This is a genomic window from Nitrincola sp. A-D6, assembly GCF_000764495.1.
Taxonomy (GTDB): domain Bacteria; phylum Pseudomonadota; class Gammaproteobacteria; order Pseudomonadales; family Balneatricaceae; genus Nitrincola.
In genome coordinates, this window is record NZ_JRLB01000007.1 from 22047 (window position 1) to 35575 (window position 13529).

At 51.2% G+C, this 13529-nt stretch carries 15 protein-coding genes and 1 pseudogene; 10 read left to right on the forward strand and 6 right to left on the reverse strand.

The features are described 5' to 3' along the window. The first annotated feature begins 1 nt into the window (after position 1). From LH51_RS01430 to LH51_RS01455, 10 genes and pseudogenes are all read left to right on the forward strand, one after another. Entirely contained in the window at positions 2 to 1132 is a 1131-nt protein-coding gene (locus LH51_RS01430) for a 2-aminoethylphosphonate--pyruvate transaminase (RefSeq protein WP_036519093.1), read from the forward strand. A 9-nt stretch (positions 1133 to 1141) separates the two neighbouring features. Beyond that, a complete protein-coding gene (gene phnX / locus LH51_RS01435; protein ID WP_036519094.1) occupies positions 1142 to 1969 on the forward strand; it encodes a phosphonoacetaldehyde hydrolase in 828 nt (275 codons plus the stop codon). Beyond that, positions 1966 to 2202, forward strand: coding sequence for a hypothetical protein (locus LH51_RS21915; RefSeq protein WP_235263402.1), 237 nt, complete (start codon positions 1966 to 1968; stop codon positions 2200 to 2202). Before phnX ends, LH51_RS21915 begins: the two co-directional genes overlap by 4 nt. After that, positions 2190 to 2312 carry a hypothetical protein gene (locus LH51_RS23305; protein ID WP_268746507.1) on the forward strand — a complete coding sequence of 41 codons (123 nt, stop codon included), beginning with the start codon at positions 2190 to 2192 and terminating at the stop codon, positions 2310 to 2312. Before LH51_RS21915 ends, LH51_RS23305 begins: the two co-directional genes overlap by 13 nt. Before the next feature lie 20 nt (positions 2313 to 2332). Beyond that, positions 2333 to 2860: a hypothetical protein gene (locus LH51_RS21920; RefSeq protein ID WP_235263404.1), complete on the forward strand. Its 528-nt coding sequence runs from the start codon at positions 2333 to 2335 to the stop codon at positions 2858 to 2860. Positions 2861 to 2869: 9 nt separating this feature from the next. Beyond that, positions 2870 to 3535 (forward strand): HAD family hydrolase, encoded by a 666-nt coding sequence (locus LH51_RS01445; protein WP_036519096.1) that lies wholly within the window; start codon positions 2870 to 2872, stop codon positions 3533 to 3535. Between the two features lie 106 nt (positions 3536 to 3641). Next, positions 3642 to 4112: an alkaline phosphatase PhoX gene (locus tag LH51_RS23310; RefSeq protein ID WP_268746508.1), complete on the forward strand. Its 471-nt coding sequence runs from the start codon at positions 3642 to 3644 to the stop codon at positions 4110 to 4112. A gap of 29 nt (positions 4113 to 4141) precedes the next feature. Next, positions 4142 to 5673, forward strand: a pseudogene (locus tag LH51_RS01450) (PhoX family protein). A gap of 218 nt (positions 5674 to 5891) precedes the next feature. Continuing rightward, complete coding sequence (locus tag LH51_RS18660; RefSeq protein ID WP_052063340.1) at positions 5892 to 6593, forward strand: hypothetical protein; 702 nt, start codon at positions 5892 to 5894, stop codon at positions 6591 to 6593. Positions 6594 to 6616: 23 nt separating this feature from the next. Next, positions 6617 to 6847, forward strand: coding sequence for a response regulator (locus LH51_RS01455; RefSeq protein ID WP_235263411.1), 231 nt, complete (start codon positions 6617 to 6619; stop codon positions 6845 to 6847). A 128-nt stretch (positions 6848 to 6975) separates the two neighbouring features. On the opposite strand, the gene LH51_RS19795 is transcribed toward LH51_RS01455, so the two are convergent. From LH51_RS19795 to LH51_RS01480, 6 genes are all read right to left on the reverse strand, one after another. Further along, positions 6976 to 7128, reverse strand: a complete 153-nt coding sequence (locus tag LH51_RS19795; protein ID WP_081960613.1) for an amphi-Trp domain-containing protein — start codon at positions 7126 to 7128, stop codon at positions 6976 to 6978. Between the two features lie 25 nt (positions 7129 to 7153). Continuing rightward, entirely contained in the window at positions 7154 to 8509 is a 1356-nt protein-coding gene (locus LH51_RS01460) for a metallophosphoesterase (protein ID WP_144244133.1), read from the reverse strand. A gap of 12 nt (positions 8510 to 8521) precedes the next feature. Further along, positions 8522 to 9403: a GAK system ATP-grasp enzyme gene (locus LH51_RS01465; RefSeq protein ID WP_235263405.1), complete on the reverse strand. Its 882-nt coding sequence runs from the start codon at positions 9401 to 9403 to the stop codon at positions 8522 to 8524. After that, a complete protein-coding gene (locus LH51_RS01470; RefSeq protein ID WP_036519099.1) occupies positions 9396 to 11018 on the reverse strand; it encodes a phosphotransferase in 1623 nt (540 codons plus the stop codon). The genes LH51_RS01465 and LH51_RS01470 overlap by 8 nt, the downstream gene beginning before the upstream one ends. 61 nt (positions 11019 to 11079) lie before the next feature. Continuing rightward, complete coding sequence (locus tag LH51_RS01475; RefSeq protein WP_036519102.1) at positions 11080 to 12258, reverse strand: M24 family metallopeptidase; 1179 nt, start codon at positions 12256 to 12258, stop codon at positions 11080 to 11082. 185 nt (positions 12259 to 12443) lie between these two features. Beyond that, positions 12444 to 13529, reverse strand: coding sequence for a cytochrome-c peroxidase (locus LH51_RS01480; RefSeq protein WP_052063343.1), 1086 nt, complete (start codon positions 13527 to 13529; stop codon positions 12444 to 12446).

Sequence of the window (13529 nt, forward strand, 5' to 3'; positions counted from 1 at the left end):
TATGCACAACGAACCCTACCTGCTGACACCGGGTCCACTGACGACCAGTCTGAGTGTAAAACAAGCCATGCTACGAGACTGGGGGTCCTGGGATGGTGATTTTAATCAAATTACGGCGGATATTTGCCAAGACTTGCTGACGCTGGCCAATGCCCGGCAAACCCATGTATGTGTCCCACTGCAAGGTAGTGGGACCTATGTGGTCGAAGCCGTTTTTGCCACGCTGCTAGGTAATAACAGCAAGACACTGGTGCTGATGAATGGTGCTTATGGTCAGCGTGCCGCCGCCCTATTGCAGCGCATGGGAAAGCCCTATGTGACTCTGGATAAAGGCGACTACTTACCGCCATTGCCACAGGAAGTTGATGATCTGTTACGACAGGATCCACAAATTACTCATGTCGTTGTGATCCACTGTGAAACCAGTTCTGGCATTCTCAATCCAGTGGAGTCCATCGCTGCTGTGGTGGCCGCACATGGGCGTGAGTTGATTATCGATTCCATGAGTGCGTTTGGCGCCTTGCCAGTGGATGCTACTGAACTTCCTTTTACCGCGTTGGTATCTTCGGCGAATAAGTGTTTGGAAGGGGTGCCCGGATTTGGCTTCGCACTGATCCGTGAAAGCGCATTGCAGTCGTGTGAAGGGCAGTCCGCTTCCTTGTCGCTGGATCTCTATGACCAGTGGCGCTATATGCAAAAAACCGGTCAGTGGCGCTTTACCCCGCCGACCCACGTGGTTGCTGCTTTTCATCAGGCGCTGCATGAATACCAACAAGAGGGTGGTCAGCCAGCGCGTCTGCAACGTTACAGCCGCAACCGTGATCGGCTGGTTGCAGGTATGCGGGCGCTGGGGTTCCGGACGCTGCTTGAAGATACCTGGCTGTCACCGATTATTATTACCTTCCTGTCACCAGATGATCCGGCGTTCAGCTTTATGCCATTTTATCAGCAGATGAAAGCCCGTGGTTTCCTGATTTATCCGGGTAAGTTAACCCAGGTAGAGAGCTTCAGGCTGGGTTGTATCGGCCAGCTGTTTGATCCACAGATCGATGCTGTGCTGGACGCTGTGGCGGAGAGTTGCAGTGCTCTTGGGCTGACGTCACTTCACCCACCCCGGGCTGTGTCCCTGTAAGGAGAAAATATGTTTAGTTATCAGCGGCGTTATTGTGGACAGGTTCAGGCGGTGATCATGGATCTGGCCGGTACCTGCGTAGACTTTGGCTCTTTGGCGCCGATACAGGCTTTCCAGAGCCTATTTACCGCCGAAGGGGTGGCGATTACCCAGGCAGAGGCCCGCGCACCCATGGGTAAGGAAAAGCGTGAGCATATTGAGGCTCTATTGGCTATGCCGCGTATTGCTGAAGCCTGGTTGGCTGCTAAATATCAAGCGCCCGACTCGGCCGAAGTGGAGCGTCTTTATCATGCCTTTGTGGTTTACCAACAGGCCAGTATTGCGCAGAACAACCGGTTGATAGCGGGTATGCACGACCTGCTTGGCTATTGCGATGAGCAGGGTATCGATATCGGTGTAAATACCGGTTACAGCCGCGAGATGATTGCCGAGCTGCTACCAGCGCTGGCCGAGCAGGGGTTTAAGCCGCTATCAGTCGTATGTGCCACCGACGTTCCGGCAGGGCGGCCTGCTCCCTGGATGGCGTTGCAAAACGCCAGAGACTTGTCAGTCAGTTGTGTACAGGCTTGTGTCAAAGTGGATGACACCGCTGTAGGTATTGAAGAAGGCTTAAATGCGGGGATGTGGACGGTGGCGGTTGCTGTATCTGGTAATCAGACCGGCCTGTCGCAAGCCGATTGGCTGGCGCTTTCAGAAGAGCAGCAACAACAGCAGCGTCTGGCGGCTCACCAGGCCCTGAGCCGTTCAGGTGCTCACTATATTATCGACTCAATTGCCGAGCTTCCCGAGGTGTTGGAAGAGATAGGTTTTCGTTTGGCGGGTGCCGAACAACCTTGAGTAACCTGGCGTTAGTCTTGGTGCTGATCTCCGCCTGTATGCATGCGGGTTGGAACTTGCTGGGCAAAAAACAAGTACCCTCGCTGGCGTTTTTTTCGCTGGCGATGCTGGGCGGTGCGGTGGTGTTTACGCCTTTGTTGCTGGTTGGCCGTGACTGGGTTGAACTGGGTGCTGACTTTTGGTGGCTACTGCTGTTATCCGGTGGCTTTCAGGGGTGTATATGGCCGGATTAGCCTGGGCTTATGCACGCGGTGAAATCAGTGTGCTTTATCCCTTGGCGCGTGCGTTGCCCGTGCTGCTGGTGCCTGTGTCAGCTTTATCATCTGGCAGCAGCTGGCACTGAGCCTGCGGGATATCGGCGGTATGCTGTTGATCGCACTGGCAGGCTTTATGTTGCCCCTGGTACGCCCCGGTGCTTTCAGTTGGTCACTCTATCTGACGCCTGCACTGGGATTTATGCTGATGGCGGCGGTCGGTACGGTGGGCTACTCACTGATTGATAAGGCCGCCATCGATCTGATGCGTGCTGGCGGCTTGAGTGCCACGCTGGCTGGGTTGCAGTACATGGTGTTACAAGCCTGGATGGCGGTGCTGTGGATGTTTCCAGCAGTGGCACTGATGCCGCGAGAAAGAGCTGCTGCCCGATTGTTGTTGCAAGGCCAGGCCAGGATCTGGGTGCTTGCCGGTCTGATGGTTCTCAGTACCTACGGGCTGGTGCTGATAGCCATGGCCTATACCGAAGATGTCAGCTATCTGGTTGCTCTGCGCCAGGCATCTATTCCGCTGGGTGCGTTGCTCGGCGTGTTCTGGCTGAAAGAAACCCTGTCAGGCTTCCGCTGGCTGTCCCTGGCGCTAATGATGACCGGACTGGTTCTGGTTGCACTGAATTGAGAAATACTGATGAACGTACCCCATCTGGTTGTTTTTGATCTTGATCACACACTGCTGGCCGGTGACAGCTCTGAGCTTTGGGCGGGTGAAATGGCGCGCCTGGGCTGGATTGATGATATTGAGACCTTTCAGGCCAAACACCGTGTGCTGATGGACACCTATGCCACCGGTAACCTGGATATGGAAGCCTACCTGGCGCTTAATCTGGCACCCTTGAAAGCGCGACCCTATGTTGAAGTTGCCAAAATTGCCGAAACCTTTGTGCGGGAGCAGTTACTGGAGCGCTTGTATGAAGAGGGTCTGAGTCTGATTCGTCAACTGCGCATAGCTGGCCACCATTTGCTGATGATATCCGCCAGTGAAATATTTCTGGTGGAGCCTGTTGCTCAGGCACTGGGTTTTGATGGCGTGATAGGCATAGATCCTGAACTACAGGATAACTGCTTTACCGGCCGTGCATTGTTACCCATGAGCTATCAGGCGGGTAAGGTACATCATTGTCGTCGTTATGCTGACGAGATGGAGTTGAGTGACTGGCCGGTGGCATTTTACTCTGATTCTCACAACGATATACCGCTGTTGGAAGTGGCAGACCATCCGGTTGTTGTGAATCCGAATGAGCACCTGGAAAGCGTTGCCAAAGCACAGGGCTGGCCAATATTACAGCTGAAATGAGTAGATCCCTGATTATTAAAACGGTCATGAATACGTCACCCAAGAGATAATATTCTGTAATACTTGGAGACTAGAGTTGTGGGACTGTCAATAAATTACGGAGAATTTGCATGACAATCCAGCACCCCCGCAGACCCATATAGATAATCATGATGGCGATGAATCGCTAAGCAATCATTCGGATAATCCGTCTTTCCAGCAGATATTTGAAAAGCGTTTATCCCGTCGTTCGATGATGAAAGGCAGTATTGGCACCGCCATGCTGGGCTTTTTTTCCACCAGTAGTTATTCCGCCCTGGCTTCAGCCGGGAGCAGCAGTCGTCACTCGCCATTAATAGGTTTTGAAGCGATTTCGGTTTCGGCGGCCGATGGTGTCAGCCTGCCCAAGGGCTATACGCATCAGGTGATACTGCCTTGGGGACAGCCTATTTCGGGTAATCTGCCAGCCTTTGATCCCATGACTAACTCGGGTAGCGATCAGGCGCATCAGATGGGTAGCCATCATGACGGTATGCATTTCTTCCCGATTGAAGGGCAGGACCTTATCAGGGTAGTTCAGAGGATGGACTGCTGGTGATGAACCATGAATATGTTGAGCCACGCTTTATGCATGCCTCGGCTAAAGGACAGGCTTTGTCCCGTTCAGCTGTGCCGGTAAAGGCGGATGGTCAGCGTGATGCCGATGAAGTTCTCAAGGAAATCCATGGTCATGGTGTCAGTATTGTACGCATGAAAAAGCATGCTGATGGTCAGTGGGGTATCGAAGCTGATGCCCGCAATCGACGCATCCATGGCTTGACCGAGATGGAGATCAGTGGACCGGTACGGGGCACTGATTTTGTTAAAACCCGTTTCAGCCCGGAAGGTACGCGCACGCGCGGAACACTGAATAACTGTGCTCACGGTGTGACCCCATGGAACACCTATATAGCGGCAGAAGAAAATTGGGCTGGTTACTTTATTAACCATGCTGAGCAACCGCGCGAACAAAGTCGTTATGGCGTGGCTAAAGAAGGTGCGGGTCGCTATGGCTGGGAGCTGGCTGATACGGGCGCTGATGAGTTTATCCGCTTTAATGTTACCCCGACAGGCGAATCAGCTACTGAAGACTATCGTAATGAAGCCAATGGTTTTGGCTGGATGGTCGAAATCGATCCGTTCAATCCAGATGTTGTGCCGGTCAAGCGCACTCAGCTAGGTCGTTTTGCGCATGAGGGTGTGGTGTTCCAAGCGGCTGTTGAGGGGCAACCCATTGTCTGCTATGCCGGTGACGATGCTCGCTTTGAGTATATTTACAAATATGTAAGCGCACAGCCTTATTACAAGGCGACAGCGGGTGGCCATTTGCTGGATAACGGTACCCTGTATGTGGCGCGGTTTAATGAAGATGGTTCGGGTGACTGGTTACCACTGGTATTTGGCATGGGCCCTTTGACCCCGGAAAACGGTTTCAACTCCCAGGCTGATGTGCTGGTGAATACGCGTTTCGCCGCTGATACGCTGGGCGCGACCAAAATGGACCGTCCTGAATGGGGGGCGGTTGATCCGAAAACAAGTGAAGTCTACTTTACCCTGACTAACAACAGTCGCCGTACCGAAACGGATGCAGTTAACCCGCGTGTAGAAAACAACTGGGGGCAGATCGTACGCTGGCGCGAGCATAACGATCAGGTCAGTGCGATTCAGTTTGAGTGGAATCTGTTTGTGTTGGCTGGACCTGAGTCTGATTCAGATCTGGCAGGGCAGTCACTGGATGGTGGCAGTATTTTCAACAGCCGGATGGCCTGTGGTTTGATCCTGATGCTCGTCTGTGGATTCAGACGGATGTGAGTGAAAGTGTTGTTAACACGGGGGCCTGGGAGCAGTTTGGTAACAACCAGATGTTGGCGGCTGATCCAGCGACTAATGTGATTCGTCGCTTTCTGGTTGGTCCTGTTGGCCAGGAAATTACGGGTGTGATCACTACGCCGGATCAGAAAACCATGTTTGTTAACATACAGCATCCCGGTGGATCAACATCACCAGAAGACTTTGCTGCTGGGCAGTTGATCAGCCACTGGCCACATGATGGCTCGCCCTACCCACGTTCGGCAACAATAGTGATCAGTCGTGACGATGGTGGCGTGATCGGCGCCTGATCTGACGGATGTTTTCAGGGGCTTCTGTTACAGTCGACCCCTGAGCTTGTCATTAACAAACCCACCTGCAGGTGGGTTTGTTTTTGCCTCTAATGTATTAATCCCTGCCAACTGCTAAGCTGATTATTATTGGATGCAATAAGCGAGTCTAAGCATGATCAGTAATTGGGTGCGCTCTCTTCAGACTGCCTGGATTTTTCCAGAAAGCAATAATCGTCATGAATAATCAATCAGTTATATTTGTGGCTTCCGATAGTGAAGTTATTGCAGATACCGTTATTGAACAGCTGGAAATTGAGTTCAAAAGAGTACAACGCTGTGTACATTATCAAGCCGTTGCAATAGCTCAAGAGTTTCTGCGCAGTGAGGCTGAGGTGATACTGCTGGCCTACCAATCGCTGGACAGTGCCATTCACCTGCGCAAGACGTTAACAGAGGTCGGTCAAAAGCAAAGCACTACGCCTTTCCATGCGGTGACACTTTGTAACAAAGCCAGTGTGGAGAAGGCTTATCAACTCAGCAAACAGCACTTTTTTTATGATTATGTGGTGTTCTGGCCGCTTAGTTATGACCCGCATCGCCTGATTATGTCTGTCCATCAGGCACTGGATGACCTGGGTTACAATGCCGATATCCAGCAGCAACGATTTGAGCTGGAATCTAAACAGCAGAGTATTAAAACGGTCACCCAAATGGTTGAGCAGATGCTCGGAGAGCAGAAGGTCAAGAAATCCGAACTTAACAGTCTGATTAAAGATGCGTTGAAAAAACTCAATCAACCCGCTCCCTTAAGGCAGATAACAGCACAGCAAAAACCTTGGGTTGCCATGGTTGTTGATGATGATGAGTTTCAGTGCATGTTGTTAAAGAAATTGCTTGAAAATGAAAGGTTTATTGTGCATGTGGCCGAGAGTGGGTAGAGGCGCTGGAACAGTTGAATCAGGTGCATCCGGATATCATTCTGCTGGATGTGTTTATGCCGGATATGAGTGGTATTGATACGCTTCGACAGTTGAAAAACAACCCGGCGTTGGAACCCATACCGGTGATTATGGTGAGTGGTCACCATGAAAAAGAAGTGGTTCTGGATTGTATTATGCTGGGAGCGGTTAACTACATAGTGAAGCCGATAGATAAGGAAACACTTAGAGCACACTTACCTTTTCGGCTATAAGTAAAGCGATCAGCTGATTTTGAGTGACTCTTTGTCAGCTTTTTTATCTTTTTGACATGTATCTCGCCAGGTAACCTTTATATTGAGTTTGTTGACGCCGGCTTCCTTGGCTGCCTGTAGGTCGAGGTTCAGCAACCCTTCGGCTGAAGCTTAATTTTGCCACTGCCGTCATCCAGCTTGATATTACCTTTCTCCAAACCCTCGATTAGTGCCTGAAGAATTTTGGCTACCTGCGCAGGTTCTTGCAAGGACTCATGATGAAAGGTACGTTTTTTACTCATGTCACGCCTCGTATGTTGAATCAAGCTACAGTAGTTGGTGAGTGATACTCTGCAAGCTGTCTGGTCGAAATAGTTTGATTGACGGATAGTCGCTGCTGATACCCATTACATACCCTTGTGGATGAATCAGCGTGACAGCGGCTCCTTCACCGGATAACCCTTCCAGTTTGCGTGTGCTGCTGTTTAAAGTTGAGTCACATTCGAAATGTATCATATTAGCCCGAAAAGTGATGCGTTGACCATGATGCAGGTTCCTATGTCCATGCACTAACGCATGAATACCGGATGTAATCAGCTCTTGACTGGAGTCGGATGATAACAGTGGGTCCTGCTGGCGATATTTAGTGCGCAACATATTGCCGAGTGGGCCAAAATACAATGCAAAGGCTTCACCCTGGCGGGCTTCCTGAAAGGCTTGATTCAGCCTGTCACAGTCTTGTTCAACTAACTGCCGAGCGATAGTATCATCGCAACCTGCATGGACAAACAGAAAACTACCGCGTCGGCACAAGAGTTGCTGGTGTTTAATAAACCAATGAAACTCGCCATCCGGTTGCAAAAATAGTTGTTTCCAGCGATGCATGGCGGCATAAATCTGTTGAAAACTTAAGTCCGCTCGCCTGGCCGCAGTAAAAAAGCGCAGCTTACGTGAAGTCAGACGCTCAAGTTCCAGTTCGATTTGTGCCGGACTTAAGGTATCGGCCGCTCCCTTGCGGAACTGATCAGGCCAGTCCGCAGTAGGCAATAGTAGAGCTTCACAGCTGGACTCATCGGGTAGTTTTGAGAGTTCGGCGTCAGAGAGTGGATATTGGCTGAGCAGTTCAACACAAAGTGGCATCACTTTACTGCCCAGACGCAGCAGAAAATGGCCGTTACGTGGGCAATTGGGATTATCAAGCGACTGTATGGCCAATTGCAGGCGCAGGTCATGATTGCCACTGAGTAGCGTCAATTGCACCTGCTTATCCAGAAGGTGGCGGATCAGGCGGAGCAACTGCAGATTTGACGGGCCTTTATCCAGACAGTCGCCTCCCAGAATGATTTCAAACTGATCCACCGGTAGCTTGAGACTCAGGTCTGACGGGTCTGGTCCGTTACGGGCAAATACACCGCTGGCGACCAATGAAGCAGAAAAGGCTTCAGCATCAGCATGTAGGTCGGTAAGAAACAGCACCAGGTGTTCCGGCCAGCGCCAGTGATCATGATCGGATAGATAGTGTAATACTTGTGTCAGTTCTGTTTTATTCGAGGACTTCGCCTGATGCCAGTTTTCTCCAGCTCCATCAAGCCACTGGACCTTGCGAGTAGGCAAGTGTGCTCTTAGCCATTCCTGCCCGGTATATTCTGGCTCTATAGCGGTTGAAACTGTTGATACTGGCATAGTGTTAGGATCTCAAAGAGTCGATCGCATAATCGGCCAGGCGTGCCGCCAGGTCGATATTACTGCCGGTATGGGAACCCTTGAAGCCGCCAAGCGCTGAAACCTCAAATACCACGGTCCATCCTGGCTCATGGCAACATCGACAGTGGCATAGTCCAGATCAAAGGCGGCCTGTGCGCGATGAGCCACGTCAATGGCCTCAGGACTCGGCTCACAGGGTGCGTAACGACCACCACTGTGAATGGTGGTATTCCAGGCTTTTTTGTCGGCGATACGTGCATAGGCACCCTGGTATTCACCGTTGATAAACACCAGCCCCATATCGGCACCTTGTAGATCAATATGTTGTTGCAAATAGAGTAAGGGGTGGCGGGTTTTGTAGCGGATCAGTTCGGCTTCGAGTGCTTTACTTCCCTGGTCAGCATGGAGTATCTGCATGCCCCGGGCTTTGGTAGAAAACAGCGGTTTCAGAATGGCGCTACCCCAATGTTGAACTTGCTGTAATGCGGTTTCTACGGATTCTGTTACTAGTGTAGGTGGCATAGGGATCTGGTGGTTATGCAGAGTGACGGTACAAGTAAGTCTATCCAGTAGTCGGATCAGGCTACTGGCGGAACTGAAAACTCGTACTCCAGCATGTTCTGCCACCCGTAGCATTTCCAGACGTTCAATGCAGATTGGGCTGTAATCGGTACCCACCTTGCGGATGATGATGCCATCCAGTTCACAAAGATTGTGTTGCTCAAACATTAAGCGTCCGGATGACAGGTCCAGTGCCGTTTGTGACAGATCTGCAATCAGACGAAAACCGGTGCGCTGTTGCAATGCAGTTGCCAGTACTTCAGTTGACCATTTACCGGGGTTCCCGATAACGGCAATTCTGGGCTTAGACATTCAGTATTTCCTTAAGGGGCAGTGGATAGTCTTTGCTATCCTGATGTGCAATCAGATGTTCGAGTAGATAAACGCCGCGCTCAAACAGAGAGCGGGCATGGGCTTCATCCAGAATAAAGCGGGTAGACGTTATCAAGCTGCGCGCCAGCCCCAGCGCCATACGCTTATCAAAGCCAGTATCTTTTTGTGATTGAGCAAAGCTGGCTGTCGTCTCGTACAGGCGTGTTGAAATACGCTCAATGCAGGTTCTGGAATGCTTATCAAACAGTGGCAGGCGCAAGCCGGAAACAATAAACACCGAGACATCCTGTACATAGTCCATATAACCGGAACGATGCAGGTCAATAAAGCGCAACTGATGCTTAACCTGTTCATAAAGGATATTGTCCAGGTTGAAGTCACCGTGGATATACACAGCAAAGGGTGCGGGAAGTCTTTCATCCAGGCTTGCGGCTTCGCTGAGCAACTGTTTGAGGGCAGGGCGCTTGATGCCACCTATCTGGGTGTCAGTAGAGTTAAAACCTGGATGGATGCTGAGCACAGCTGGAAGACGTTTTTTCAGTTGCTGGATATACTGCGGCGCCACTTTCTGTTTACGCTTGGTCGACTGCCAGATTTTTGGCAGCATATCGCACATTAAATCCAGCGCTTCAGACAGGGGCTGCTCGGCTTGTTTAAGTACCAGTTGCTCCAGTGTGTTACCAGGCAAGTGCTCAATAATTAGTGCACCGGAGCTGCCTTTGTGGTGCTGGGATAACACCTGGGGGGCGATACCGGGAATAATCTCATTCCAGCGTTCCAGCCCGCGGCGCTCTTCCTGTACTTTGCGTAGTGCGCCTTCCTTGAGTACACCGATAAACTGATCATCATCCTGAGATATGGCCGAAATGGCGCTGCCGGAGCGGGTTTCGGCGATGGTTTCCAGAGTGAGATTATTCCATTCATCATGGCCCATGCTGGATACCATGGCTTGCAGTGACAAAAACTGCTTCATATTCATGGGCTGGCCTAGCAAAACTGCTAACAGGGATTCACTGATATTGATCAGTGCTGAGCCCATATCCATGATATGACGCGCAAGAAACAGGCTGCTGATCAGTGCTTCAGTTTGCTTGTGTTTTTTCAGTGCTTGCAGGTGTGAGGCACGGGCTTTTTTGTAAAAGCGCACCAGCTTTTGCTGCACCTTACCTATGTCCAGTGCCGCATGAGTGTCATTGGATACCATGATCTGTTCAACCAGATGCAGCGCTTTATCAATTTGCTTCAGACGTTTGCGATACTTGTGCCGCTGTAGCATTTGGCGATGCTTGAGGTTCTGAAGTTCCCTGGCGGCCTCCCGGCAGAGGCTGGTAATCCGCTCCAGTTCATCGGCCAGGTCACCGGCGGCCTTAAGTGATTGAGGGTCATAGCGTTCACTGTCACTGAAAGCCTTCATACAGCGAATATGGGTGCGTTGTTTCAGATTGTAGCTGTGTCCACTGCGTTCGGTGATGGTGCGCGCCAGCGTTGCCGAAGGGGAATCCAGCAACAGAATTAAATTCTGTAACTGGGTTCTGACCTCGGCCAGCAGGAAAATCAGCTGCTGTTTGACCTCTTTTGGCAGTGCCAGGTTCATGCTATCGCTCTGTATTGATTAGGTGTTAATGTCTAATCATAGCGATAGCACTGGCCGGATGCTACTTCACAAACAACTGTCTGGGAAAGTCACACAGCATTTCCACTCCGGTTTCGGTAATCAGAATGCTTTCAGTGATCTCGATACCCCAGTCTTCCTGCCAGATACCCGGCATAAAGTGAAAGGTCATGCCCGGCTGTAGCAGGGTTTCATCGGAGGCCCTGAGGCTGGATGTGCGCTCGCCCCAGTCGGGTGGATAACTGACCCCGATAGGGTAGCCACAACGTGCGCCTTGACGGTCTATGCCATATTTTTCCATGACCCGGTCCAATGCATTGGCGATGTCGCAGGCCCGGTTACCCGGTTTCGCCTGTTCAAGTCCGGCATCAATCGCTTCCAACAGCGCTTTTTCGGCATTCAGAAAGCGTTGGCTGGGTTTACCCATGTACAGGGTTCGTGACATGGGGGCATGATAGCGTTTGTAACAGCCAGAAATTTCAAAAAACGTACCTTCATTGGCGCGAAAGGGGCGTTCATCCCAGGTGATGTGGGATGCGGAGGCTTCTTTGCCTGAGGGCAGCAGCGGCACGATGGAGGGGTAGTCACCGCTGTGTCCATCGACGCCGGCAATCGCGGTTTCATAAATCTGTGACACCACAAAACTTTTGGGGACACCGACTCTGGCAACATCCAGAATGCGCTGGTGTATTTTAGAGGTGATTTTACCGGCAATTTTCATGAACTGAATTTCTTTGTCGGACTTAATCGCCCGGCACCAGTTCACCAGGTTATAGCTGTCGACAAAGCGTGCTTCCGGTAGGGCCAGTCGCAGCGAACGGTGGGCATCAGCGGTGTAGTAGTAATTGTCCATCTCTGTGGCAATAGTGGCACCGCTCCAGCCATTTTCAATGAAAATATTCTCGGCAATCCAGGTCATTGGATGCTTTTCCAGGTTTTGTACATATTCCTCTGGATAGCTGGTGAGATTTTCCTTTTTCATAAAGCAGCGCAGAAGCGCCGCACTTTCATCCATGCGTCGCCCAAACCAGATGGGCTCTTCATGGTCGACGTGAAGGATGACCCCCTGATGCACATAAAAGGACCAGCCATCATAACCGGTTAGCCAGTTCATATTGCCTGGGTCGGTGGCGATCAAAACATCCACTTTGCGGGTGCGCATTTCTCGACGCACTTTTTTAACCCGCTGGAGGTATTCTTTTTTAGTAAATGCCAGTTTCACTCAATTACCCCCTTTCACACGCGCTGATAGTTTGTTTACTTGTATTAATTTAAATTTCCTGAGAGTTTGAGCATAAGTTGCATTGGCTGGCAGTTCAAATTAATACTGTTCTGAAAACGACACTCAGAGCGGTGTTGTATCTGTCTGCGACAGTTTTTTGTTTTATCCAGAGTTAGCGACACCGATTAATGGGTATCAGCCTGTCTGTAATCAGGCAGCTCAGGTGGTGGTTTCATATAGGGTAAGTTGCCGGTTAAGGACAATAGGAACGCTTTGAGGTCAGCCAGTTCCTCTTGGGACAGTTGTAAGGGTTTAATCCGGGGTGAAAGTTGTGCCAAGGGAATGTCAGGGTCTTTATCCTGCAACGCTGCATTTTGCCACCAGCCGATGTTATAGAGTGACAGTAACAGGTCAAGGTCACTGGCAAAACCATTGTGCATGTAGGGGGCGGTTGCACTCAGACCTCTGAGCGGTGCTGTGCGAAAGGCTCCTACCTCTTCAGGGCCACTGATCCGGTAGCGTCCCTGAAAATTGCCGACGCGCTCAAATGAAGTGCCTAGATGATGGTACTGTTGATCACTCAGTAAGGCCCCCTGGTGGCAGTTCATGCAACGCGCCTTGGTGCGAAACAGGTGCAGACCACGCACCTGAGTATCACTAAGAGCCTGAGTATCACCCTTTAGAAAGCGATCATAGGGTGCGTCGAGCATATTTACACTGCGCATAAACGTTGCAATGGCGGATGCGATGCGTTCAACAGTTACTTCTGGATCGCCAAACGCGGCTGCAAACAGGGGGGGATATCCGTGGATAGCTGACAGCTTTTCTGTGGAGGCTTCCAGGTCACCCGCCATTTCGATGGGATTGGTCCAACTGGCGATAACCTGTTCTTCCAGGTTGGCGGCACGGCCGTCCCAGAATACCTCATGCAAAAAAATACTGTTGACGATGCTCGGTGCGTTCATGTCACCCTGTTGCCGGTTGTGGCCGATCGATACGCGTCGGCCATCCGCCCAGCCCAGGTCGGGATCATGGCAGGAGGCACAGGCGATCTGATCAGACGCTGATAAGCGGCGTTCAAAGAACAATTGCTTACCCAGTGTGATGCGCTCGGGTGTGGCGCTGGACCAGACTGGCAAACTGTCTGGCGCAGGCAGCGGTGCGAGTGCCACGGCATCAATCCCCGGATCGGTTTCAGCCGCGGGCCAAAGCGACTGAGGTTGCCGGTAGGCCTCTACCAGTGGGTCAGAGGCAGCGTGTGATGGACTCAT

What these genes read in the sequence shown, in the direction of transcription:
- LH51_RS01430 (WP_036519093.1), top strand. Translation starts at nt 2, where the DNA reads ATGCACAACGAACCCTACCTGCTGACACCGGGTCCACTGACGACCAGT.
- phnX (WP_036519094.1), top strand. Translation starts at nt 1,142, where the DNA reads ATGTTTAGTTATCAGCGGCGTTATTGTGGACAGGTTCAGGCGGTGATC.
- LH51_RS23305 (WP_268746507.1), top strand. Translation starts at nt 2,190, where the DNA reads ATGGCCGGATTAGCCTGGGCTTATGCACGCGGTGAAATCAGTGTGCTT.
- LH51_RS21920 (WP_235263404.1), top strand. Translation starts at nt 2,333, where the DNA reads ATGCTGTTGATCGCACTGGCAGGCTTTATGTTGCCCCTGGTACGCCCC.
- LH51_RS01445 (WP_036519096.1), top strand. Translation starts at nt 2,870, where the DNA reads ATGAACGTACCCCATCTGGTTGTTTTTGATCTTGATCACACACTGCTG.
- LH51_RS18660 (WP_052063340.1), top strand. Translation starts at nt 5,892, where the DNA reads ATGAATAATCAATCAGTTATATTTGTGGCTTCCGATAGTGAAGTTATT.
- LH51_RS19795 (WP_081960613.1), bottom strand. Translation starts at nt 7,128, where the DNA reads ATGAGTAAAAAACGTACCTTTCATCATGAGTCCTTGCAAGAACCTGCG.
- LH51_RS01460 (WP_144244133.1), bottom strand. Translation starts at nt 8,509, where the DNA reads ATGCCAGTATCAACAGTTTCAACCGCTATAGAGCCAGAATATACCGGG.
- LH51_RS01465 (WP_235263405.1), bottom strand. Translation starts at nt 9,403, where the DNA reads ATGTCTAAGCCCAGAATTGCCGTTATCGGGAACCCCGGTAAATGGTCA.
- LH51_RS01470 (WP_036519099.1), bottom strand. Translation starts at nt 11,018, where the DNA reads ATGAACCTGGCACTGCCAAAAGAGGTCAAACAGCAGCTGATTTTCCTG.
- LH51_RS01480 (WP_052063343.1), bottom strand. Translation starts at nt 13,529, where the DNA reads ATGAGTCCATCACACGCTGCCTCTGACCCACTGGTAGAGGCCTACCGG.